Consider the following 21,073-nt stretch of genomic DNA (forward strand, 5'->3'; position numbering starts at 1 on the left):
CAAGGCATGTTTTCCGGGATCGGTGTAGGCGAAGTCAGAACGGGTAGTGCCGCTCCCCGGTCTGCACCGTCACCCAGCGCAGGTCCGTGAACTCGGCGATGCCGGCCTTGCCGCCGAAGCGCCCCCAGCCGCTGCCCTTGACACCGCCGAAGGGCATTTGCGCCTCGTCGTGCACGGTGGGGCCATTCACATGGCAGATGCCCGACTCGATGCGCTGCGCCACTGCGATGGCGCGCGCCGTGTCGCGGCCGAACACGGCGGACGACAGGCCGTAGGCGTTGTCGTTGGCCACGCGGATCGCCTCCTCCACGCCGTTCACGCGCACGATGGCCTTCACCGGGCCGAAGGTCTCCTCGTTGTACAGGCGCATGGCGGGCGTCACATGGTCCAGCAGCGTGGCCGGCATCAGCGTGTTCTCGGCCTTGCCGCCGCACAAGAGCTTGGCGCCCTTGGCCAGCGCATCGTCGATCAAGGCGTTGCAGTGCGTGACCGTGTTCATGCCGACCACGCTGCCCAGCACCACCGGGTTCGGGCCGCGCGGGTCGCCCAGCGGCAGCGCGCTCGCCTTGGCCGCGAAGCGGGCGACGAAGGCGTCGGCAATGGCCGCATCGACCACGATGCGCTCGGTGCTCATGCAGATCTGGCCCGAGTTGGCGAAGCTGCCGAAGGCCGCGCCGTCCACGGCCGCATCGAGGTCGGCATCGTCCAGCACCACGAAGGGGGCCTTGCCGCCCAGCTCCAGCACCACGGGCTTCAAGTGCTGCGCACATTGCACGGCGATGAGCTTGCCCACGCGCGTGGAACCCGTGAAGTTCACGCGGCGCACGGCCGGGTGGGCGATCATGGCGTCCACCACGGCCGCGGCATCGGCCGGTGCGTTGGTGATGTAGTTCACCACGCCGGGCGGAAAGCCCGCGTCGATGAAGGCCTGGGCGATCAGCTGGTGCGTGTGCGGGCACAGCTCCGAGCCCTTGAACACCACCGTGTTGCCGCAGGCCAGCGGCGTGGCGATGGCGCGCACGCCCAGGATCACGGGCGCGTTCCAGGGCGCGATGCCCAGCACCACGCCGGCCGGCTGGCGCACGGCCAGGGCCAGGCTGCCCGGCACGTCGGACGGGATCACCTCGCCTGCGACCTGCGTGGTCAGCGCTGCCGCCTCCCGCAGCATGCCGGCCGCGAGCATCACGTTGAAGCCCGTCCACATGGCCGTGGCGCCGGTCTCGCGCGGCAGCGTGGCGATGAACTCGGGCGCCTTGGCCTCCAGCGCGTCGGCGGCCTTGAGCAACAAGGCGCGGCGCGCGTTGGGGCCGGTCTGGCTCCAGGCCGGGAAGGCCGCGGCCGCGGCCTCGACGGCGCGGATGGCGTCGGCCGGGGAGGCCGCCGGCGCGCGCGTCGCCAGGCTCTCGTCGAGCGGGTTGCGGCGCTCGAAGCTGGCGCCGTTCTCGGCGGCCACGGCTTGGCCGTTGATGAGCATGGACAGGTCGGACAAGAGGGTTGCTCCTTTTCTCAAGTGGTTGCCACGCCCAGATAGGCATGGCGGACGATGTCGGATCGGGCGATCTCTGCCGCCGGGCCGCTGGCCACGAGCGCGCCGCGCTCCAGCACATGGGCGCGGTCGGCCACGGCCAGGGCCTTCTTCACGTTCTGCTCGACCAGCAGCACGGTGGTGCCGGCGTCGGCGATGCGGCGGGCGATGGCCAGCAACTCGTCGACCATGCGCGGCGCCAGGCCCAGCGAAGGCTCGTCCAGCATCAGCAGCCGCGGCGCGCTCATCATGGCGCGCGCCACGGCCACCATCTGCTGCTCGCCGCCGCTCATGGTGCCGGCCAGCTGCTGGGCGCGTTCGGCCAGGCGCGGAAAGTCGGCGAAGGCCTGGCGCAGGCGCTCGGTGCGTTGGGCCTTCGTGCTGAGCCAGCCACCCAGTTCGAGGTTCTCGGCGACGGTCATCTGCGGGAACAGCTGGCGGCCCTCGGCCACCAGCGCCATGCCGCGCCGCACGGCCACGCCGCTCTGGCGCACCGGCAGCAGCGCGTCATCCAGCAGCACGGTGCCCGTGCGCGGGATCAGGCCGGCCAGGGTCTTGAGAAGCGTGGTCTTGCCGGCACCGTTGGGGCCGAGGATCACCGTGAGGCCGGGGCCGACGGCGAGGTCGACGGAGCGGATCACGTTGAAGCCACCATAGCCTGCGCCCAGGTCCTGGATCTTCAGATACGCCGTCATGCCGCCACCTCGTCGCCCAGATAGGCCTCGATGACCTCCGCATTGCGCGTGATCTCGGCCGGCGTGCCATCCGCGATCTTGCGGCCCTGGTGCAGCACCAGCACGCGCTCGACGTGGCGCAGCAGGGTGGTCACGGCATGCTCGATCCAGACCACGGCCAGGCCCAGCTCGCCGCGCAGCCGGCCGATCAGCCGGGCCATGGCCTCGACCTCGGCCTCGGTCAGCCCGGCGGCCACCTCGTCGAGCAGCAGCAGGCGCGGCCGTGTGGCCAGGGCCATGCCGATCTCCAGCAAGCGCTGTTGGGCCGGTGTGACAGCAGATGCCGGCAAGTCCGCCTGCGCAGACAGGCCGATCAGCGCCAGGATGGTCTGTGCGTCCGCCAGTGCCGGACCGGCCGTGCGACCCCGGCCCGCGAACTGCAGCCCGAAGTCCACGTTCTCGCGCACGCGCAGACCGCCGAACACGCGCGGTGTCTGGAAGGTGCGCGCCACGCCCCGGGCCGCAAAGCGGTGCGGCCCCTGCCCTGCCAGGTCGTGCCCACCCAGCACCAGCGCACCGCTGGTGGGCGGCTGCACACCCGAGATCGCGTTGAAGAAGGTGGTCTTGCCCGCGCCGTTCGGGCCGATGATGCCGACCAGTTCACCGGCATCGAATGCCGCGTCCACCGCGTCCACGGCCGTGAGGCCGCCGAAGCGCACCGTGACCGCGCGGGCCTCGAGCAGACGTTCAGCCATGCAGCCGCTCCCGTTGGAACCAGCCACGCACCTGCGCCCAGCGCAGGCTTGCGAGGCCATCGGGCAGGTACATGACCGACAGGATCAGCAGCACCCCCAGCGCCACCATGTAGGCCTGCGGCAGCTGCAGCCGCAGCGTCTCGGCCAGCACGCTGAACACCACGGCCGCGACCAGCGGGCCCCACAGCGTGGCGGCGCCGCCGATCAGCGCGATCAGCACGGTCTGAAAACCGATGAAGGGGTTGAACACCGTGACCGGGTCGATGTAGGTCCAGCGCACCGCCATCGCCGCGCCGATGGCACCCGCGAAGGCGGCGGTCAGCGCGAAGCCCAGCGTCTTCACCAGGCGCGTGTTCACGCCCAGGGTCTGCGCGCGCTGCTCGTCGAAGCCGATGCCCACCAGCGCCAGCCCGAAGCGGCGCCGCCGCACCACGATGGCCGTGGCCACGGCGATGGCGGCGATGCCCAGCACCGTCCAGTAGACCGTGGCCTCCTCAGGCACCACAACGAGCACGCGGCCCACCGTGCCCGTGACCTGCTTCTCGAAGTAGGTCACGGCATGGCGGATCAACTCGGTCATGCCGAAGGTCAGCACCGCGAAGTAGGTGCCGCGCAGGTGCAGCACGGCCAGGCCCATCACGAGCGCGATGGCCGCGGCCACCAGCGCCCCCAGGCCCACGGCCGCGAGCCACGGCAGGCTCTCCAGCACCAGCGCACTCGTGTACGCACCGATGCCGAAGAAGGCCGCGGTGGCCAGTGACAGGTAGCGCGTGCTGCCGCAGAACAGGCTCCAGCTGGAAGCCAGCGCCACGTACATGAGGCAGGTCAGTGCCAGCGAGAGCAGGAACTCGCTCGCGATGCCGGGCAGCAGTGCCGCGGCCAGCGTGAGACCCGCCAGAAGAATCCAGTCGCGCTTCATCGTTTGGCAAACAGTCCGTTGGGTTTCCAGAGCAGCACGGCGATGAACACGCCGTACGAGAGCAGCGACTTGAGCGAGGGGTTGGTGAAGTGCATGCCCAGCGCCTCGATCACGCCCAGCAGCAGCCCGCCCGCCAGCGCACCGCCCATGCTGCCGAAGCCGCCCAGCGTGATGACGATCAGCGCCGTCACCGTGTAGGGCTCGCCCATCGAAGGCGTGATCGTGTAGGCCATCGACAGCAGGCAACCCGCCACGCCCGACAGGCCCAGCCCCACGCCGAACATCAGCGGGTGCAGCCGCCTGGTGTCGATGCCCACCAGCTGCGCGCCCGTGGGCGACTGCATCAACGCGCGCACGCCCTTGCCCAGCATGGTGAAGCGCAGCAGCGCCATCAGCGCCAGCGCGAACACCAGCGCCAGGCCGAACACCACGAGCTTGTTGGCCGCGAACTGCGCACCCCCGATGGCCACGGGCGTGGTCAGATAGTCGTAGCCGCGCAGGTCGCCGCCCCAGGCCCAGCTTGCGAAGTTCTGCACCAGGAACATCAGGCCGAAGGCCACCATGAGCCCGCGTGCCTCGAACACGTCCACGTTGGGCGCCTGCGCCGCCAGCTTGCGGAAGGTCAGCGCATGCACCACCAGGCCGACCAGCATGAGCCCTGCGAAGGCCAGCGGCAGCACGGCCAGCGGCGACCAACCCAGCAGCGTGTGCACCATCCAGGTGGCATAGGCGCCCAGCATCAGGAACTCGCCATGCGCGATGTTCAGGATGCGCATGAGGCCGTACTGCAGGTTCAGCCCCAGGCCCACGAGCGCGTAGATGCCGCCCGTGATGAGGCCGCTGGCCAACAGTTCGAACCAGCCGGTCAACGACACGTCACTTCCACGCCGGCTTGGCCGGGTTCAGCTTGGCCGTGGCCATGGCCGCAGGCCACACCACCTCGAACTCACCGTTCTGCCACTGGCCCACGCTGCCCGGCGTGGCGGTGTTCTCGCTGCCCGTGAACTTCACGTCGCCGATGATGGTCTTGTGCGCGGTCGTGGCCACGTAGTCGCGGATGGCCTTGCGGTCCAGCCCGGCCTTCGCCACAGCCGCCTGCAGGATCTCCAGCGCCGCCCAGCAATGGCCGCTGGCCCAGCGGTCCGGCTCCTTGCCCTCGAAGCGCCTGGTGTGCGCGTCGAAGTAGGCCTTGGCGCCCGCGCTGGTCTTGCTGTTCCACGAGCCCATGCCCAGCACGCCTTCGGCGCCCGGCGCCGTGATCACGTTGCGGTAGAGCTGGAAGGCCGTGCCCACCGAGGCGTAGAAGAACTTCGGGTTGAAGCCCACCTCCTTGGCCTGCTTGCTCGCGAGGATGGTGTCGGGCGGGTAGGTGATGCCGATGAAGGCGTCGGGGTTCTGCTCCTTGATGCCGCGCAGCACGGGCGAGAGGTCCTTCACGCCCAGCGGGTAGCTCTTGCGCTCCAGCACCTGGATCGAGGTCTTCTTGAGCGCGTTGTTGAGCGCCGCGAAGTTCTCCAGCCCGAACAGGTCGTCCATGTAGACGATGGCGATGGTCTTCACGCCGCTGGCCACCAGCATGTCGACCAGCGCGCCCATCATGCGGTCGGGCTGCTGCAGGATGGAGAAGAAGAACGACAGGTTCATGTCGATCAGCTTGCGCGACAGCGCCGTGGGCGCCAGCATCGGGTAGCCGAAGCGCTGCGCGAGCGGCGCGATCGCGAAGTTGGCGTTGCTGCCCCAGGGCGGCAGGACCAGGTCGACCTTGTCGCTGCCCATGAGCTTCTGGTAGCTGCGCACGCAGGTCTCGATGTCGCTGCGGTCGTCCACGCCCACGAGTTCGATCGGGCGCTTGCTGCCCTTCACGTCCAGCCCGCCCGCGGCGTTCACCTGCTCGGCCCACAGGATGTAGTTGGGCTCCTGGCTGACCTGGGCGCCGGGCGCCCAGGGGCCGGTGCGCGCCATGGCGTAGCCGATGCGCACGGGGGCGTTCTGGGCCTGCAGCGCGGGGGCGAAGGCCGCGCTGCCGAGCGCGGCGGCCGCGCCTTGCAGCACGCGGCGGCGGGAGTGGATGCTCATGGTGTTGTCTCCTCGAAATCGGTGTCCCGGATCGTAGGAAGACGCCGCTGCGCGCGCTGTGCGCAGCGTGCACGGAATGCTGGCACCAGCGTGCACGGCCCCCCGGGTTAACCCGGCACAGCACCCGCGCGCCGCGCAGCGCGGCCTATGATCGCGGCCCGTCCCCCACCCCGGAGAAGCCGATGACCCCGTCCCTGCTGCTGAGCACCGACGCGGTCGCCGCGCGCGACCGGGCCCCGCAATGGCGCGAATGGATCTGGAGCCACTTCGGCGGCCTGGACTCCGACCTCTACGGCGACAGCGACTTCAACGGCCGGCTGTCTGCCTCGCGCGCGGGCGACGTGGTGCTGACGCGGCTGGAGGCCGGCCGCCACCGCGTGCTGCGCACGCCGCAGATGGCGCGCCGCGACGACGCCGGCTACCTCAAGATCGTCGCACCCTGGCAGGGCAGCGCCGAAGTCGAGCAGCGGGGCCGCAAGGCGCGCGCGCAGGCCGGCGGCTGGATCATCTACGACACCACGCACGACTACGCGATCGACAACCCCGCGCCCACCGAGCACCTGATCGTGATGCTGCCCAAGCAGCAGATGGCCGAGCGCGGCGTGCGGCTCGACCCGCTCATGGCGCGCCACGTGGGCGGCGCCAACGGCATCTCGCGCCTGGCGCTGGAGACCATGCGCACCACCTACCTGGAGCTGCCCGCGATGAGCGAGACGGCCGCGCGCGGCGCCGGCGAACTCATCATGCAGCTGGTGCAGCTCTCGCTGCTGGAGCTCGCGGGCCAGGGCACGGAGGTCACGCTCAAGCAAGCGCTGCGCGACCGCATCTGCGACCACGTGGCGCGCCACCTGCGCGACCCGCTGCTGTCCATCGAGCAGATCGCGGCCGCGCTGAACTGCAGCAAGCGCCACCTGCACAACGCCTTCGCGCAAGGCGACCAGACCCTCGCCAGCTACATCCAGCAGCAGCGGCTGCAGGCCTGCATCCAGGAGCTGCGGCAGGCGCCCGCGGCTGGCCGCTCGATCACCGACATCGCGCTGGGCTGGGGCTTCTCGAACATGTCGCACTTCGCGCGCGTGTTCCGCGAGCACACGGGCTTGAGCCCGAGCGAGTTCCGCCAGGCCGCGCGCGCGGGCGGCGGCTGATCAGGCGACGGCGCGCAGCAGCGGCTGGCCCGAAGTGGCGGCGGGCGGTGCCCCGCTCTCGCGCACCGCGATGTCCTTGCTGAGCAGTTGGGCCTTGCCGAACAGCGTGGCGAAGGCCACGTCCTTGGCGTCGCGGCCCGTGCCCACGCGCACCAGCCGTTCCACGGCGGCCATGCGGGTCGGGTCGAACAGCACCCAGCGGCCGTCCAGCCAGGCCTCGAAGATGGCGTGGAAGTCCTGCGGCGGCTCGTCGAAGAACACATAGCCCGCCACCAGCCGCGCCGGGATGTTCAGAGCGCGGCAGAAGGTCACGCCCAGGTGCGCGAAGTCGCGGCACACGCCCTGGCGCTGCACGAAGATCTGCTGGGCCGTGGTCGTCGCATCGCTGGAACCCGGTGTGTAGGCGATGTTGTCGTGGATCCAGTCGCTGACGGCCTGCACGCGCGCCAGGCCAGCCGGCACCTTGCAGAACAGCTGCTGCGCGGCATTGCCGAGCAGGTCGGATTCGCAGTAACGCGTGGGCGAGAGGAAGTGCAGCACCTCGTCGGGAATCTGGTTCACGGGTGCCTCGCCCAGCTCCGGCGCCGGCACTTCGTAGTGCACCTCGACCTCCGCCTTGTAATGCACATGCAGCTGCCCCTTAGGCGCGTCGAAGCGCACGAAGCGGTTGCCCTTCACCGGATCGCGGTAGTCGTGCAGCGGCAGCGCGGGCTGCACCTGCAGACGCTCTTCGCGCAGGTGCTGGTCGGCATGGTCCGCCACCTGCAGGTGCAGGCAGAAGTGCGTGGGCTCGGTCACGTCGTAGACGAGCTTGACGTCGATGGAGGACAGCATGGCGAGCCCTCAGGCGTGGCGGCGACCACGCACGCCATGCGCGTGCGCGTGATCGCGGTGCGCACGGACCACGCGGCCGGCGGCCTTGCGCGTCTGCGGCACCTGGCCATCGGGCCACCAGTCGGCGGCCGTCACCTGCAGGATGCGCTGCACGCGCTGCAGCGGGCTCTGCAGCCATTGCTGCAGCTGCGCGTAGTGCTGGGGACCCAGGCCCTCGGGAACAGACTGCACGGCTCAGTCCAGGATCTTCTTCGCCGCGCCGACGCCCAATGCGGCCAGCACCACGAACACCACGGCCAGGATCAGGAACAGGCCGAACAGCACCTTGGCAATGCCGGCCGCGCCCGCAGCCACACCACCGAAACCCAAGCCCCCGGCAACCAATGCGATCAATGCAAAGATGATGGCCCACTTCAACATGTCGACTCTCCTTGTGGTACTGCGGCGGCGCCGCGCTTGCACGCAATTTAGGGAGAGGGGCTTTGCCCAGGCATCAGCCGCCGGCACAGAGGGGTGTAGGACAATCGCGCGGCCCTTTTGGGCGCCGCCGAGCGGGTGCGCAGATGCTGGCGGCACAACGATCCCAACCCCCTTCGGAAACACGCCATGAAGCTGTATTACTCCCCTGGTGCCTGCTCGCTTTCCCCGCACATCGTGCTGCGCGAGGCTGGCCTCGCGTTCGAGGCCCTGAAGGCCCCGACCAAGACGCACAAGCTCGACGACGGCACCGACTACTACACCATCAACCCGCTGGGCTATGTGCCGCTGCTGGAGCTGGACGACGGCACGCGCCTCGCCGAAGGCCCGGCCATCGTGCAATACATCGCCGACCAGGCCCCGCTCAAGAACCTGGCCCCGGCCAACGGCACGCTGGCGCGCTACCGCCTGCAGTCGCTGCTGACCTTCATCGGCACCGAACTGCACAAGGGCTACAGCCCGCTGTTCAACCCTGCAACGCCCGAGGACTACAAGACCGGCGTGCGGGAGAAGCTGGTGTCGCGCTACAAGTGGGTCGACGAACAGCTGGCCGGCAAGGACTACCTGACAGGCGAGAATTTCACCGTGGCCGATGCCTACCTGTTCACCGTCACCAACTGGGCCAAGCCCACAGGCGTGGACCTGTCGGCCTACGCCAACGTGGCCGCCTTCATGGCCCGCGTGGCGGCGCGCCCTGCCGTACAGGAAGCGCTCAAGGCCGAAGGCCTGACCAAGTAAGTCGATGTAACAAGGCGGCCGCTGTCTTGCAGATGAGCGTCTTGCCCGCACATGCACGCTTCGTCCGCTCCGGCACTCTGGGGCGGCCAAGAAATAAATCCAACGGAGAGTGCATGTCTTCCTTGTTCGAGCCCACCCATGCGGGCAGCCTGGCACTGGCCAACCGCGTCGTCATGGCCCCGCTCACGCGCAACCGTTCGCCGCGCGCCGTTCCCGGCCCCCTGGCCGTGGAGTACTACCGCCAGCGCGCCAGCGCCGGCCTGATCGTCACCGAAGGCACGGCCATCAGCCAGCAGGGCCAGGGCTACGCCGACGTGCCGGGCCTCTACGCACCCGAGCAGCTGGAAGGCTGGCGCAAGGTCACGGCGGCCGTGCATGCGGCCGGAGGCAAGATCGTCACCCAGCTGTGGCACGTGGGCCGCGTCTCGCACACCGAGCTGCAGGCCGGCGGCCAGGCGCCGGTGGCGCCATCGGCCATTCCCGCCACCACCAAGACCTACCTGATCCGCGACGGCAAGGGCGGCTTCGACCAGACCTCCACGCCGCGCGCACTCGCTGCCGAGGAGATCGCCGGCATCGTCGACGACTTCCGCAAGGCCGCCCGCGCCGCGCTGGACAGCGGCTTCGACGGCGTGGAGATCCACGGCGCCAACGGCTACCTGCTTGACCAGTTCCTCAAGCTCGGCGCCAACCACCGCACCGACCACTACGGCGGCAGCATCGCCAACCGGATCCGCTTCACGCTCGAGGTGGTGCGGGCCGTGGCGGCCGAGATCGGTGCCGGCCGCGTGGGCCTGCGCATCTCGCCCGTCACGCCGGCCAATGGCATCTCCGACCCCGATCCGCAGCCGCTGTTCGACACGCTGCTGGCCGAATTGGCGCCGCTGGGCCTGGCCTACATCCACGTGATCGAAGGCGCCACGGGTGGCCCGCGCGAGATCGAGGACCGGCCGTTCGACTACCGCAGGCTCAAGGCCGCCTACCGCGCCGCCGGCGGCAAGGGCGCCTGGATGGTCAACAACGGCTACGACCGTGCGCTGGCCGATGAGGCCCTGGCCGACGGTGCCGACCTCGTGGCCTTCGGCCGCCCGTTCATCGCCAACCCCGATCTGGTGCGCCGCCTGCGCGAGCGCGCCCCGCTGCAGGTGCCGGACCGCGCCACCATGTATGGCGGCGGTGCCGAGGGCTACACCGACTATCCCGCGCTGCCGGCCTGATCCGCCCCACGCGCCATGCAAAACGCCGACCCGAGGGTCGGCGTTTTGCATTGGAGAAAGCCGAAACGATCAGGCCGCTGCCAGCGCCGGCTTGCTGCTCTTGGCGGCGCCCGCGCCGAAGCTGATCTCGCCCGAGATCTGGCCGCCCTCTTCGATCACCACCTTGCCATAGCGGATCTTGCCGCTCACCTTGCCGGTGGCGTAGATCACGAGCTTCTCGCGCACCACGAGGTCGCCGTCGAAGGCGCCGCGGATCTCGGCCAGGTCGACCTCGGCCGAGCCCTTGAACGCGCCCTGCTCGGCGATCTGCATCATGCGCGAGTCCATCGTCGCCTCGACCGTGCCCTCGACCACCAGCGTGTCGCAGTCGGTGATCTCCACGCCCTTGAGCTTGATGTTGGGGCCGACGATGAGCTTGCTGCCGGGCTCCTGCATGGCGGCGCTGACCGGTGCGCTCGCACTGCTGCCGGGCACCGACGGAGAAGTCGCGGAAGTGGCCATGTTGCTGCTGGAAGAAGTGGGGGAAGAGGACGAGGGCTGCAACGCCGAACTGTTGTTGAACGTGCTCGGTCGGGTGTTCAGGGGCTCGTTCTCACGCTTGCCGAAAAAGGGGGATTGCAGGGCCACTGGGCGTTCTCCGATCAAAACTCCATGCTAGGGGAATCTGCACGCAAATGCGCTGAAGACGCATGCAACTTCTGTAACCCTAAGAAAGTGGCACCAGCGCGGCACCGCGCGCACCAGGGGCCGGCGCCCGCGCCCCGATGTACGCACTTCCTTGGTGCTTTTTGTACGCATTCCGGGGAAAAGCCTGCGTACAAACATGGCATGGGCTTTGCGTACGACGGTCCGCATGCCCTCCGCCGAACCCTCTCCCAGCGTGCCCCGGCCCGTGGCCGTGGAACTCGTGGCCCTGACCAAGCGCTATGCGCAAGGGCAAGCAGCCGTGGACAGCATCAACCTGCGCATCGCAAGCGGCAGCTACTGCTGCCTGCTGGGACCCTCGGGCTGCGGCAAGAGCACCACGCTGCGCATGATCGCGGGCCATGAGACCGTCAGCAGCGGCGACGTGCTGCTGGAGGACCGCAACATCACCGACCTGCCCGCGGCCGCGCGCGGCACGGCCATGATGTTCCAGAGCTTCGCGCTGTTCCCGCATCTCTCGGCGCTGGACAACGTGGCCTTCAGCCTCAAGATGAAGGGCGTGGCCACGGCCGAGCGCCGGGCCAAGGCGCAGGACCTGCTCGAGCGCGTGGCCATGGGCCACCTCGCGCAGCGCAAGCCCGGCGAACTCTCGGGCGGCCAGCAGCAGCGCGTGGCGCTGGCGCGTGCACTGATCACCCAGCCCAAGGTGCTGCTGCTCGATGAGCCGCTGTCCGCGCTCGACCCCTTCCTGCGCATCCAGATGCGTGCCGAGCTGCGCCGCTGGCAGAAGGAGCTGGGCCTGACCTTCATCCACGTCACGCACTCGCAGGAAGAGGCGATGGCGCTGGCCGACACCATGGTCGTCATGAACCACGGCCTGATCGAGCAGGTCGGGTCGCCGCACGAGGTCTACAACCGGCCCGCCACCGAGTTCATCGCGCGCTTCATGGGCGGGCACAACGTGCTGGACACGCCCACCGGCAAGATCGCCGTGCGCAACGACCACATGCGCATCGCCACCGAAGGCGAGGGCATCGCCGCCACCGTCACCGACGTCGAGTACCAGGGGACCTACGTGCTGCTGGGCCTGGACGCGGCCAATGGCGCCGGCCGCACCGGCGTGTCGCTGATGCTGCCCGAGGCCGCTTTCACCGACCGGCCCTACACCCTGGGCGAGAACGTGCGCCTGTCCTGGGCCGCGCCGCACGCGCACGCGCTCGCCGCCTGACTCTTTCTTCCACCCCCTGCCACCGATTGGAGAGACACCCCATGTCCGACACCACCAACACTAGCGCACTGCAGCGCCGCACCCTGCTCAAGGGCACGGCCGGCATCCTGGCCACCGGCATCGCGCCCTTCGTACACGCGCAGGAGCCCATCGTGCTGCGCTACCTGGGCACGGCGGTGAACCAGGACAAGGCCATCGCCGAGAAGTTCAAGGCCGACACCGGCATCACGATCCAGTACGTGGCCGTGACCACCGACGACGTGACCAAGCGCGCCGTCACCGCTCCCAACAGCTTCGACCTGATCGACACCGAGTACTTCTCGCTCAAGAAGATCGTGCCCACCGGCAACCTCAAGGGCATCGACACCAAGAAGATCAAGAACGCCGACAAGATCACCACGCTGTTCACCACCGGCCAGGTAGCGGGCAAGGCCGTGGGCGACCAGGGCACGGCACCCAAGAAGGTGATCTTCCTGGAAGGCGAGAAGAGCAAGGTGTTCGCCAAGAGCCCCACGCAGTTCATGAGCCTGATCCCCACGGTCTACAACGCCGACACGCTGGGCATCCGCCCCGACCTGATCAAGCGCCCGATCGAGTCCTGGGCCGAGCTGCTGAACCCCGAGTTCAAGGGCAAGGCCGCGATCCTGAACATCCCCTCGATCGGCATCATGGATGCCGCCATGGTGGTCGAGGCCAAGGGCCTGTACAAGTACCCTGACAAGGGCAACATGACCAAGGCCGAGATCGACCTCACGATCAAGACCCTGATCGAGGCCAAGAAGGCCGGCCAGTTCCGCGCGCTGTGGAAAGACTTCAACGAGTCGGTCAACCTGATGTCGTCCGGCGAGGTGGTGATCCAGTCCATGTGGAGCCCCGCCGTCACGGCCGTGCGCACCAAGGGCATCGCCTGCAACTTCCAGCCGTTGAAAGAGGGCTACCGCGCCTGGGCCGCCGGCTTCGGCCTGCCATCCACGCTGTCGGGCCGCAAGCTCGACGGCGCCTACGAGTTCATCAACTGGTTCCTCGACGGCTGGGCCGGCGCCTACCTGAACCGCCAGGGCTACTACAGCGCCGTGCTCGACACCGCCAAGGCCAAGATGGAAGCCTACGAGTGGGCCTACTGGATGGAAGGCAAGCCCGCCGCGCAGGACATCAAGAGCCCGAACGGCGACGTGCTGGCCAAGGCCGGTGCCGTGCGTGACGGTGGCTCGTACGAGCAGCGCATGGGCGGCATCGCCTGCTGGAACGCGCTGATGGACGAGAACAACTACATGGTCCAGAAGTGGAACCAATTTGTGGCGGCCTGACGCGGTAAGCAAGCCATGAGCGCTCCTGCCACCACCTCCCACGGTGCCCCGTCCGCGGCGCCGGGCCGCAGCATCGCGGCCTGGTGGCAGGCTGCGCCGTTCACGCTGGTCTTCGCGCTGTTCTTCCTGATTCCCCTGGCGCTGATCCTGATGGTCAGCTTCTGGGACTTCAACGAATACGAGCTGCTGCCCGGCTTCACGTTCAAGAACTATGTGTCGATCTTCGAGGGCTGCTCGGCCGGCTTCGTCGGTCCCGATGACCTGTGCGTGACGCTGAAGACCTACCTCTCCACGCTCAAATTCTCCTTCCTGGTCTGGGCCATCACGCTGGTGCTGGGCTTCGCGGTCTCGTACTTTCTGGCCTTCCACGTGCGCAGCGCGGGCATGCAGACCGCGCTGTTCGTGCTGTGCACCATCCCGTTCTGGACCAGCAACGTGATCCGCATGATCTCGTGGGTGCCGCTGCTGGGCCGCAACGGCTTGGTCAACCAGAGCCTGCAAGGCATCGGCCTGGTCGACGCGCCCGTGGAGTGGCTGCTGTTCTCCGACTTCTCGGTCACGCTGGCCTTCGTGCACCTCTACACGATGTTCATGATCGTGCCCATCTTCAACAGCATGATGCGCATCGACCGCAGCCTGCTGGAGGCCGCCAGCGACAGCGGCGCGAGCGCCTGGCAGACGCTGTGGAACGTGATCGTGCCGCTGTGCAAGACCGGCATCATCATCGGCTCGATCTTCGTGATCACCATCGTGATGGGCGACTTCGTGACCATCGGCGTCATGGGGGGCCAGCAGATCGCCTCCATCGGCAAGATCATCCAGGTGCAGACCTCCTACCTGCAGTTCCCGCTGGCAGCCGCCAACGCGATGATCCTGCTCTCCGTGGTGCTCATGATCATCTGGGCATTGACCCGCATGGTCGACATTCGGAAAGAACTCTGATGCAGGCAAGGATTTCCGACGCACGCCCCGCCGGCTTCTGGCTGCTGGCCGCGGTTTTCGCACTGTTCGTGGCCTTCATGTACGGCCCCATGCTCGTCATCGTGGTGCTGAGCTTCCAGGGCCCCGAGGGGGGCCTGACCTTCCCGATGCGCGGCTTCTCGCTGCACTGGTTCCGCCAGCTGGCCGAGGGTCTGGGCGTGGTCGACATCGGTGCCGCACTGCGCCGCTCGCTGGGCGTGGGCGCTGCCGTGATGGTGCTGACCGTGGTGCTGTCGGTGCTGGCCGGCCTGGCCTTCCGCAAGAAGCTCAAGGGTGGCAACGCGCTGTTCTACATCGTCGTGGCCAGCCTCATCATGCCGTCCATCATCGTGTCGCTGGGCATCGGCCTGGAGTTCCGGTTGCTGGACACCGGCATCAAGTGGCTGCTGGGCGCGCTCGGCATGGAGAGCGCCCTGGAGAACTACGGCACGGCGTTGGGCCTGTACACCTCGGCCCTGGGCGCGCACCTCACGTGGACGCTGCCCTTCGGCCTGCTCATCATGTTCGCCGTGTTCAACCGCTTCAACCCCAGCTACGAAGAGGCTGCGCGCGACCTCGGCGCCACGCCCTGGCAGAGCTTCAGCCAGGTGGTGCTGCCGCTGGTGGCCCCTTCGGTGGTCGGCATCGGCATGTTCGGCTTCACGCTGTCGTGGGACGAGATCGCGCGCACCTCGCAGGCCATCGGCGACGTCAACACGCTGCCGCTGGAACTGCAGGGCCTGACCTCCACCGTCACCACGCCGTCCATCTACGCGCTGGGCACGGTGACCACGGTGGTGTCCTTCGGCGTGATGGGCCTGGCCATCGGCCTGGCCCTGCTGCTGGCGCGCCGGCGCAAGGCATAAGGTGCGCGCCGTGCCTGCCCCCGATGCCGCGCCCACGGTCTCCGACAGCGAGATCTACGAGCGCATGGTTTCCGCCATCCTGGACCACAAGCTGCTGCCCGGCACCAAGCTCGTGGAGGACAAGATCGCCAGCGCCTTCGGCGTCTCGCGCACACGCGTGCGGCCCGTGCTGGTGCGCCTGGCCAGCGAGCAGATCGTCACGCTCACGCCCAACCGCGGTGCCTCGGTGGCGCAGCCCACCGAGCAGGAAGCGCGCGAGGTGTTCGAGGTGCGCCGCCTCATCGAGCCCACGCTGGTGCAGCGCTTCATCGCGGTCGCGCAGCCGGCCGACATCCAGCGCCTGGCCGACTGCATCGCCGCCGAGGAAACCGCACGCGAGGCCGGCGACATGCGCCGTGCGATCCGCCAGGCCGGCGACTTCCACCTGCACATCGCGCAGGCGGCCGGCCACCAGACGCTGGGCCGCGTGCTGCGCGAACTGGTCTCGCGCACCTCCCTCGTGCTGATGACCTTCAGCAGCCACCATGCGATGGAACGCGAGGAGGCCACGGCCTGCGGTTGCCGCGAACATGGTGTGCTGCTGGACGCGATCCGCCTGCGCGATGCGCGCGAGGCCAGCCGCTGCATGCGCAAGCACCTGGACCTGTTGGAAGCGCGGCTGGAGTTCACGCCGCCGGCGGAGGAACCCATCGACCTCGCGGCCGTGCTGGCCGCTGCCTGAGCACGATGCGCCAGCTGCTCGTCATCAACCCCAACACCTCGGCCAGCGTCACGGCGCTGCTGCAGCAGCATGTGCAGCGCGAGGCCGGTGCCGGCGTGCAGGTGCGCAGCAGCACCGCACGGCTGGGCGCGTCCTACATCGCCTGCGAGGCCAGTTACGCAGTCGCCGCACACGCCGCGCTCGACGCCTGGGCCGCCGCACTGGCCGAGCCCGGCAGCGCCGCACCCGATGCCGTGCTGATCGGCTGCTTCGGCGACCCCGGCCTGTTCGCGCTGCGCGAGGCCAGCCCCGTGCCCGTCACGGGCCTGGCCGAAGCCGCCTTCGCCGAGGCCGCGCAGCACGGTCGCTTCGCCATCGTCACCGGCGGTGCACGCTGGGTGCCCATGTTGGAGCGGCTGGCCCTGGCACTCGGCCACCAGGCGCTGGTCGGCATCCACACCGTGGCGCCCACAGGCGTGCAACTGATGGCCGACCCGGAAGGCGCGCGCGCCATGTTGGCCCGCGCCTGCCAGGAAGCCGCCGAGCGCTGGGACGCCCAGGCCGTGATCGTCGGTGGCGCCGGCCTGGCGGGTGTGGCCGCGGCCCTCCAGCACCAGGTGGGCGTGCCACTGGTCGACAGCGTGGGCGCCGGCACGCGCATGGCGCTGCGGCTGCCGCCCAGCGCCGATGCACGCCCGCAGCCCGGCTTCGATGTGGCCTGGCAGCACGTGGCGGCCGAACTCCGGGCCCTCGGCCAGTGAAGCCGGCGCCCGCACAATGCGGGCGAAAGGAGCGTTCCCATGCACAGCATTCCCCTGCCCGGCACCGGCCCGGCCCTGCCCGCCCTGGGCCTGGGCACCTGGCGCATCGGTGAATCCAAGGCGCGCCGCGCCACCGAAGTGAAGGCCTTGCGCAGCGCACTCGAGATGGGTTGGCGCCTGGTCGACACGGCAGAGATGTACGGCGAAGGCGGCTCGGAGGAAGCCATCGGCCAGGCCCTGGCCGAGGCCCAGCGCGGCGGCCTGCGGCGCGAGGAGCTGTTCCTCGTCAGCAAGGTCTATCCGCACAACGCCAGCCGCCAGGGCACGGTGGCCGCCTGCGAACGCAGCCTGCGCCGCCTGGGCGTGGACCGGCTCGACCTGTACCTGCTGCACTGGCGCGGCAGCGTGCCGCTGGCCGAGACGGTCCAGGCCATGCAGGCGCTGGTCGCGGCCGGCCGCATCGCGCGCTGGGGCGTCAGCAACTTCGACGTGGACGACATGCAGGAACTGTGGTCCGTCGATGGGGGCGATGCCTGCGCCGCCAACCAGGTCTACTACTCGATCACCGAGCGCGGCCCGGCCCACAGCCTGCTGCCCTGGTTGCGCGAACACGGCGTCGCGCTGATGGCCTACAGCCCGCTGGACCAGGGCGCGCTGGCATACGACGCGCCGCTGCAGGCACTCGCCGAACGGCAAGGTTGCAGCACGGCGCAACTCGCCTTGGCCTGGCTCCTGGCACAACCCGGCGTCAATGCGCTGCCCAAAGCGGTGGGCGAGGCGCATCTGCGCGAGAACCTCGCCGCGGCCGACCTTGTGCTCCAGGCCGACGTGCAGGCCGAACTGGCCCGCCTCTACCCCAGGCCAGCGCGCAAGCCGCCGCTGGCGATGATTTAGAAGGGCGCGTCTTCGGTGTCCGGCTGCGCAGCCGGCGCGGCCGAGGCTGGCAGCGGCGTCTCCACCGCAGCCACCAGTTCGATCTCGCCGCCCAGCGCTTCCAGCAAGCCCGGCAGCAGGCGGCTGATCTCGCCCGTGGAGATGGCGGCATCGGCGTCGAAGCTGTCTTCCTTCTCCTGCGAGGTCTTCTCGAAGACGCCGTCCTGGAACTGCAGCTTGCGCAGCTGCATGCTCTCGGTCAGCACGAAGGAGACGCGCTCGTCCCAGGTCATGGCCAGCTTGGTCGGCAGCTTGCCTTCGGCGATGTGCTGGCGGATCTCCTCGATGTCCAGCGGGTGGTGGGCGTAGCGGATCGCGGCCTTGGAGGCGTCGGTGGCCTTGAGTTCGCACTCGCGGTCGATCGAGAAGCCGGCCGGCGGCTCCTGGCTGCTGAGCCATTCGGACATCGCGGCCGTGGCCGAGGTGGCGGTGTGCACTTCCTGCACCGAGAAGCCGTCCAGCACCTTGACCAGCAGGCTGAGGATCTCGTCGACGCGGTTCTGGCTGCCGGCATCCACCACGAAGCGGCGCGCCTGCAGGTCGATCCAGACCCAGGTGGCGCCGCGCTTGGTGAAGGCCACGGGCAGCAAGGCCTGCTTGGCTTCCTCGCGCAGGTCGCGGATTTCCTTCTTGCCGGGTTTGCGGCCGGTCGTGGCCTCGATCTGCTGGGCGCGCTCGTCGGCCTTGCGCTTGACCACCGAGGCCGGCACGGCCTTGCTCTCGACCATCAGGCGCAGCAGGTACTGGCCGCCGATGGACTCGACCAGCGGACCGTGCTCCTCGCCGCGCGGCGGCACCCAGCCGGCCGAGCGTTCCTGCGTCGCACCGCACTCTTCGAAGCGCTGCGTGCCGAGCGCCTCTTCGATCTGCTCCCAGGTGGCCGTCCAGTCGCCACCGAGCTTGTAAACCATCACGTTCTTGAACACTGTTCGCTCTCGTTGCACGGAAAGCCGCGTATTGTCGTTGCACGCCGCCACCGCACGGCACGGCAAACTTCCTTGCGAGAACTTTACAAACAGCCGGACAAACAGCACCGGGCCGATACAAGCGCGCCGGACACTGACCGCACAGCAGAGCAACACGCCGCTGTGGTTCTCCGACAGAAAGGAAGTCTTGATGACCCGCTCTCTCTTCTCCCTCCAACGCATGGTGCTGGCCAGTAGCCTGGCCGCACTGGGCGCTGCCGCCATGGCGCAGACCCCGCCGGCCTCGCCGCCACCCGTGGATACGCCGGCGCGCCATGCCCGCGAACACGCCCGCACCGATCCCGCCCAGCGCATGGAGCGCCGCGAGGCCCGCCTCAAGCAGGAGCTCAAGCTCACGGCCGAGCAGGAGCCGGCCTGGAACCAGTTCACGGCCAGCATGCTGCCGCCCGGCCCGCCCCCCGAACGGCTCGACCGCGAGGCCATCCGCAAGATGACCACGCCGCAGCGCATCGAACACATGCGCGCCATGCACGCCAAGCGCTCGGCCGAGATGGAGCGCCGCGCCGAAGCCACACTGCGGCTGTACAGCGCGCTCACACCCGAGCAGCAGCGGGTGTTCGACCAGCGCATGGCCATGGGCCCGCGCCACGGGCCGCACCACCACGGCATGCCGTCCAAGCCCGAACCCAGGGGTTGAGGAACCTGCGGGCGCCGGCCGGCTCTATCGGGTCTCGCAGACCCGGTGTCCGGCAGGCGTCCTACAGCGCCGGCCTGGCCGGCTGCGGTACAACCGGTATCCGTACCCGCGTCATCCCAGCAGCATGCCGAACACCATCGCCGACGGCACCGTCACCAAGATCAAGGTCCTGACGGTCAACATCCACAAGGGTTTCACCACCTTCAACCGGCGCTTCATGCTCCACGAACTGCGCGAGGCCGTGCGCCATGTGCACGCCGACGTGGTGTTTCTGCAGGAAGTGCTGGGAACGCATGCGCGCCACGCGGCCCGCCATGCCGACTACCCCGAGGCGCCGCACTACGAGTTCCTGGCCGATTCGATCTGGCCGCAGTTCGCCTACGGCAAGAACGCGGCCTATCCGCACGGGCACCACGGCAACGCCGTGCTGTCCAAGTTCCCCATCGTGCACCAGGAGAACCGCGACGTCTCGCTGCCCGGCCCCGAGCGGCGGGGCCTGCTGCACTGTGCGCTGGCGATCCCGGGCCAGAAGCACCAGCTGCATGTGTTCTGCGTGCACCTGGGCCTGCGCGAATCGCACCGGCGCGAGCAGCTGCGCCTGCTGTCCGAGATGATCAACAAGGAAGTGCCCACCGGCGCGCCCGTGGTGGTGGCCGGCGACTTCAACGACTGGCGCCGCCGCGCGCACGACATCCTGGAAGAGCTGGCCGGTCTGCGTGAGGTCTTCGTGCACGCCACGGGCCATTCGGCCAAGACCTTTCCGGCCAAGTTCCCGGTGCTGTCGCTGGACCGCATCTACGTGCGCAATGCCGGCGCGCACTCGCCCATCGTGCTGCCGGGCGCGCCGTGGAACAAGCTGTCCGACCACGCGCCGCTGGCGGCCGTGATCGACCTGTAGCCGCGCACGGCAAGGGCCTCGCGGCCCTGCCAGTCAGAGCGCGTAGCCGTAGCGCAGCTGGTAGAAGGTCTCGCCCGGGTTGGGCTTGTCCAGGCCACCGTTGGACACGTGCTTCACGTACACGCCGATCTCGTGCCGCCCGACGCTGTAGCCCAGGCCCAGGTGGTCGCTGAAGTTCCAGCGCGAGCCGAACGCCTTGGTGCGCGTGCGGTAGCCGTCCACGAGGTAGGACACGCCGACACCGCCCTCGACGAACCAGGGCGATCGCCCTTCACCGAAGCGCCAGCGCAGCATGGGCACCAGGCCCAATTGGGTGAACGCGTCGCGCGCGCCGGGAAGGGCATCAGCGTGCCAGCGGCTCGCGTACCCATCCACCGACAAGGCCAGCCTGCCGCTGAAAAAGCGCACATCGGTCGGCACGCGCACGCCCAAGGTCAGCGCGTCGGTGGTGGCGCCATGGTGCCGGGCCTGACCGGCTTCCAGGTACAGGCCATGGCTCTGGCCTTGCTGCGCCTGGGCTGAGAAGCCAATCACCAGGCACAGGGCGCCAAGGGCTGTCTTCGTCGTCGTGTACTTCATGCAACTCCCATTGTTTGGTTTGTTGCACATGCTACGTAGCTGTCACAGACGGCCTTGTAGGAAGCTGCCGATGCTTGGAACAAGCCTGTGGAAAGTTCCGGCACAAGTTGGTAGTTGTCCACAGCGGCGGCGGCGAAGGCCAAGTTGTTGTCGGCACCGGTTCGGGTTGTGGAGCCTCACACCACATGGCTGTGATTCGGCCAAGCCCTTGAT

24 protein-coding genes are annotated in these 21,073 nt (G+C 68.9%); 12 read left to right on the forward strand and 12 right to left on the reverse strand.

What is annotated here, in order from left to right:
- Positions 1 to 34: 34 nt before the first annotated feature.
- From ASF45_RS14645 to ASF45_RS14670, 6 genes are read right to left on the reverse strand one after another with little or no spacing between them, the layout of a single operon-like run.
- The gene (locus tag ASF45_RS14645) at positions 35 to 1,489 is read right to left on the reverse strand and encodes an aldehyde dehydrogenase (protein WP_056663597.1); all 1,455 of its coding nucleotides are present in this window, start codon (positions 1,487 to 1,489) and stop codon (positions 35 to 37) included.
- Between the two features lie 17 nt (positions 1,490 to 1,506).
- Positions 1,507 to 2,220: an ABC transporter ATP-binding protein gene (locus tag ASF45_RS14650; RefSeq protein WP_056663604.1), complete on the reverse strand. Its 714-nt coding sequence runs from the start codon at positions 2,218 to 2,220 to the stop codon at positions 1,507 to 1,509.
- Positions 2,217 to 2,954, reverse strand: a complete 738-nt coding sequence (locus tag ASF45_RS14655; RefSeq protein ID WP_056663605.1) for an ABC transporter ATP-binding protein — start codon at positions 2,952 to 2,954, stop codon at positions 2,217 to 2,219. The genes ASF45_RS14650 and ASF45_RS14655 overlap by 4 nt, the downstream gene beginning before the upstream one ends.
- On the reverse strand, positions 2,947 to 3,873 hold the full coding sequence (locus ASF45_RS14660; RefSeq protein WP_056663608.1) for a branched-chain amino acid ABC transporter permease: 927 nt from the start codon (positions 3,871 to 3,873) through the stop codon (positions 2,947 to 2,949). Before ASF45_RS14660 ends, ASF45_RS14655 begins: the two co-directional genes overlap by 8 nt.
- Positions 3,870 to 4,748: a branched-chain amino acid ABC transporter permease gene (locus ASF45_RS14665; protein WP_056663611.1), complete on the reverse strand. Its 879-nt coding sequence runs from the start codon at positions 4,746 to 4,748 to the stop codon at positions 3,870 to 3,872. The genes ASF45_RS14660 and ASF45_RS14665 overlap by 4 nt, the downstream gene beginning before the upstream one ends.
- A gap of 1 nt (position 4,749) precedes the next feature.
- Positions 4,750 to 5,949, reverse strand: a complete 1,200-nt coding sequence (locus tag ASF45_RS14670; RefSeq protein WP_056663614.1) for an amino acid ABC transporter substrate-binding protein — start codon at positions 5,947 to 5,949, stop codon at positions 4,750 to 4,752.
- Positions 5,950 to 6,131: 182 nt separating this feature from the next.
- Here ASF45_RS14670 and ASF45_RS14675 point away from each other — a divergent pair, with 182 nt between their 5' ends.
- Positions 6,132 to 7,094 carry a helix-turn-helix domain-containing protein gene (locus ASF45_RS14675; protein WP_056663617.1) on the forward strand — a complete coding sequence of 321 codons (963 nt, stop codon included), beginning with the start codon at positions 6,132 to 6,134 and terminating at the stop codon, positions 7,092 to 7,094.
- Here ASF45_RS14675 and ASF45_RS14680 read toward each other — a convergent pair whose 3' ends face one another.
- Genes ASF45_RS14680 through ASF45_RS14690 form a run of 3 tightly spaced genes read right to left on the reverse strand, consistent with a single transcriptional unit; the run spans position 7,095 to position 8,348 of the window.
- Entirely contained in the window at positions 7,095 to 7,928 is an 834-nt protein-coding gene (locus ASF45_RS14680; protein ID WP_056663623.1) for a transglutaminase family protein, read from the reverse strand. It abuts the gene before it with no gap.
- A gap of 9 nt (positions 7,929 to 7,937) precedes the next feature.
- On the reverse strand, positions 7,938 to 8,159 hold the full coding sequence (locus ASF45_RS14685) for a hypothetical protein (RefSeq protein ID WP_056663626.1): 222 nt from the start codon (positions 8,157 to 8,159) through the stop codon (positions 7,938 to 7,940).
- A gap of 3 nt (positions 8,160 to 8,162) precedes the next feature.
- Positions 8,163 to 8,348: a DUF1328 family protein gene (locus tag ASF45_RS14690; protein WP_056663631.1), complete on the reverse strand. Its 186-nt coding sequence runs from the start codon at positions 8,346 to 8,348 to the stop codon at positions 8,163 to 8,165.
- Positions 8,349 to 8,534: 186 nt separating this feature from the next.
- Between ASF45_RS14690 and gstA the strand changes: the two genes are divergently transcribed.
- Together gstA and ASF45_RS14700 are read left to right on the forward strand one after the other, a co-directional pair.
- Complete coding sequence (gene gstA, locus ASF45_RS14695) at positions 8,535 to 9,143, forward strand: glutathione transferase GstA (protein ID WP_056663634.1); 609 nt, start codon at positions 8,535 to 8,537, stop codon at positions 9,141 to 9,143.
- Positions 9,144 to 9,256: 113 nt separating this feature from the next.
- The gene (locus tag ASF45_RS14700; RefSeq protein ID WP_056663637.1) at positions 9,257 to 10,360 is read left to right on the forward strand and encodes an alkene reductase; all 1,104 of its coding nucleotides are present in this window, start codon (positions 9,257 to 9,259) and stop codon (positions 10,358 to 10,360) included.
- Positions 10,361 to 10,429: 69 nt separating this feature from the next.
- On the opposite strand, the gene ASF45_RS14705 is transcribed toward ASF45_RS14700, so the two are convergent.
- Entirely contained in the window at positions 10,430 to 10,987 is a 558-nt protein-coding gene (locus ASF45_RS14705) for a polymer-forming cytoskeletal protein (protein WP_056663640.1), read from the reverse strand.
- Positions 10,988 to 11,213: 226 nt separating this feature from the next.
- Here ASF45_RS14705 and ASF45_RS14710 point away from each other — a divergent pair, with 226 nt between their 5' ends.
- Genes ASF45_RS14710 through ASF45_RS14740 form a run of 7 tightly spaced genes read left to right on the forward strand, consistent with a single transcriptional unit; the run spans position 11,214 to position 17,721 of the window.
- Positions 11,214 to 12,233 carry an ABC transporter ATP-binding protein gene (locus tag ASF45_RS14710; protein ID WP_056663644.1) on the forward strand — a complete coding sequence of 340 codons (1,020 nt, stop codon included), beginning with the start codon at positions 11,214 to 11,216 and terminating at the stop codon, positions 12,231 to 12,233.
- Positions 12,234 to 12,274: 41 nt separating this feature from the next.
- Positions 12,275 to 13,540 (forward strand): PotD/PotF family extracellular solute-binding protein, encoded by a 1,266-nt coding sequence (locus ASF45_RS14715; protein WP_056663647.1) that lies wholly within the window; start codon positions 12,275 to 12,277, stop codon positions 13,538 to 13,540.
- Between the two features lie 15 nt (positions 13,541 to 13,555).
- Positions 13,556 to 14,482: an ABC transporter permease gene (locus ASF45_RS14720; RefSeq protein ID WP_056663649.1), complete on the forward strand. Its 927-nt coding sequence runs from the start codon at positions 13,556 to 13,558 to the stop codon at positions 14,480 to 14,482.
- Complete coding sequence (locus ASF45_RS14725) at positions 14,482 to 15,366, forward strand: ABC transporter permease (RefSeq protein ID WP_056663653.1); 885 nt, start codon at positions 14,482 to 14,484, stop codon at positions 15,364 to 15,366. Before ASF45_RS14720 ends, ASF45_RS14725 begins: the two co-directional genes overlap by 1 nt.
- A 10-nt stretch (positions 15,367 to 15,376) precedes the next feature.
- On the forward strand, positions 15,377 to 16,087 hold the full coding sequence (locus ASF45_RS14730; protein WP_255357796.1) for a GntR family transcriptional regulator: 711 nt from the start codon (positions 15,377 to 15,379) through the stop codon (positions 16,085 to 16,087).
- Between the two features lie 5 nt (positions 16,088 to 16,092).
- Positions 16,093 to 16,827: an aspartate/glutamate racemase family protein gene (locus tag ASF45_RS14735; protein ID WP_056663658.1), complete on the forward strand. Its 735-nt coding sequence runs from the start codon at positions 16,093 to 16,095 to the stop codon at positions 16,825 to 16,827.
- Positions 16,828 to 16,866: 39 nt separating this feature from the next.
- Positions 16,867 to 17,721 carry an aldo/keto reductase gene (locus ASF45_RS14740; RefSeq protein ID WP_056663662.1) on the forward strand — a complete coding sequence of 285 codons (855 nt, stop codon included), beginning with the start codon at positions 16,867 to 16,869 and terminating at the stop codon, positions 17,719 to 17,721.
- Here ASF45_RS14740 and ASF45_RS14745 read toward each other — a convergent pair.
- The gene (locus ASF45_RS14745) at positions 17,718 to 18,686 is read right to left on the reverse strand and encodes a recombination-associated protein RdgC (RefSeq protein ID WP_056663663.1); all 969 of its coding nucleotides are present in this window, start codon (positions 18,684 to 18,686) and stop codon (positions 17,718 to 17,720) included. The two genes, ASF45_RS14740 and ASF45_RS14745, sit on opposite strands and share 4 nt — an antisense overlap.
- Before the next feature lie 190 nt (positions 18,687 to 18,876).
- On the opposite strand from ASF45_RS14745, the gene ASF45_RS14750 reads away from it, so the two are divergent.
- Complete coding sequence (locus ASF45_RS14750) at positions 18,877 to 19,383, forward strand: Spy/CpxP family protein refolding chaperone (RefSeq protein ID WP_063887679.1); 507 nt, start codon at positions 18,877 to 18,879, stop codon at positions 19,381 to 19,383.
- A gap of 124 nt (positions 19,384 to 19,507) precedes the next feature.
- The gene (locus tag ASF45_RS14755; protein ID WP_056663670.1) at positions 19,508 to 20,281 is read left to right on the forward strand and encodes an endonuclease/exonuclease/phosphatase family protein; all 774 of its coding nucleotides are present in this window, start codon (positions 19,508 to 19,510) and stop codon (positions 20,279 to 20,281) included.
- A gap of 33 nt (positions 20,282 to 20,314) precedes the next feature.
- Here ASF45_RS14755 and ASF45_RS14760 read toward each other — a convergent pair whose 3' ends face one another.
- Positions 20,315 to 20,860: an acyloxyacyl hydrolase gene (locus ASF45_RS14760; RefSeq protein ID WP_056663675.1), complete on the reverse strand. Its 546-nt coding sequence runs from the start codon at positions 20,858 to 20,860 to the stop codon at positions 20,315 to 20,317.
- Positions 20,861 to 21,073 lie beyond the last annotated feature (213 nt).

The sequence above is a fragment of the Pseudorhodoferax sp. Leaf265 genome (assembly GCF_001422365.1).
Taxonomy (GTDB): Bacteria; Pseudomonadota; Gammaproteobacteria; order Burkholderiales; family Burkholderiaceae_C; genus Pseudorhodoferax.

Excerpts from the sequence above, each read along its gene's own strand:
- ASF45_RS14650 (WP_056663604.1), bottom strand. The coding sequence starts at position 2,220 with ATGACGGCGTATCTGAAGATCCAGGACCTGGGCGCAGGCTATGGTGGC.
- ASF45_RS14655 (WP_056663605.1), bottom strand. The coding sequence starts at position 2,954 with ATGGCTGAACGTCTGCTCGAGGCCCGCGCGGTCACGGTGCGCTTCGGC.
- ASF45_RS14660 (WP_056663608.1), bottom strand. The coding sequence starts at position 3,873 with ATGAAGCGCGACTGGATTCTTCTGGCGGGTCTCACGCTGGCCGCGGCA.
- ASF45_RS14670 (WP_056663614.1), bottom strand. The coding sequence starts at position 5,949 with ATGAGCATCCACTCCCGCCGCCGCGTGCTGCAAGGCGCGGCCGCCGCG.
- ASF45_RS14675 (WP_056663617.1), top strand. The coding sequence starts at position 6,132 with ATGACCCCGTCCCTGCTGCTGAGCACCGACGCGGTCGCCGCGCGCGAC.
- ASF45_RS14680 (WP_056663623.1), bottom strand. The coding sequence starts at position 7,928 with ATGCTGTCCTCCATCGACGTCAAGCTCGTCTACGACGTGACCGAGCCC.
- ASF45_RS14690 (WP_056663631.1), bottom strand. The coding sequence starts at position 8,348 with ATGTTGAAGTGGGCCATCATCTTTGCATTGATCGCATTGGTTGCCGGG.
- gstA (WP_056663634.1), top strand. The coding sequence starts at position 8,535 with ATGAAGCTGTATTACTCCCCTGGTGCCTGCTCGCTTTCCCCGCACATC.
- ASF45_RS14700 (WP_056663637.1), top strand. The coding sequence starts at position 9,257 with ATGTCTTCCTTGTTCGAGCCCACCCATGCGGGCAGCCTGGCACTGGCC.
- ASF45_RS14710 (WP_056663644.1), top strand. The coding sequence starts at position 11,214 with ATGCCCTCCGCCGAACCCTCTCCCAGCGTGCCCCGGCCCGTGGCCGTG.
- ASF45_RS14715 (WP_056663647.1), top strand. The coding sequence starts at position 12,275 with ATGTCCGACACCACCAACACTAGCGCACTGCAGCGCCGCACCCTGCTC.
- ASF45_RS14720 (WP_056663649.1), top strand. The coding sequence starts at position 13,556 with ATGAGCGCTCCTGCCACCACCTCCCACGGTGCCCCGTCCGCGGCGCCG.
- ASF45_RS14725 (WP_056663653.1), top strand. The coding sequence starts at position 14,482 with ATGCAGGCAAGGATTTCCGACGCACGCCCCGCCGGCTTCTGGCTGCTG.
- ASF45_RS14735 (WP_056663658.1), top strand. The coding sequence starts at position 16,093 with ATGCGCCAGCTGCTCGTCATCAACCCCAACACCTCGGCCAGCGTCACG.
- ASF45_RS14740 (WP_056663662.1), top strand. The coding sequence starts at position 16,867 with ATGCACAGCATTCCCCTGCCCGGCACCGGCCCGGCCCTGCCCGCCCTG.
- ASF45_RS14750 (WP_063887679.1), top strand. The coding sequence starts at position 18,877 with ATGACCCGCTCTCTCTTCTCCCTCCAACGCATGGTGCTGGCCAGTAGC.
- ASF45_RS14755 (WP_056663670.1), top strand. The coding sequence starts at position 19,508 with ATGCCGAACACCATCGCCGACGGCACCGTCACCAAGATCAAGGTCCTG.
- ASF45_RS14760 (WP_056663675.1), bottom strand. The coding sequence starts at position 20,860 with ATGAAGTACACGACGACGAAGACAGCCCTTGGCGCCCTGTGCCTGGTG.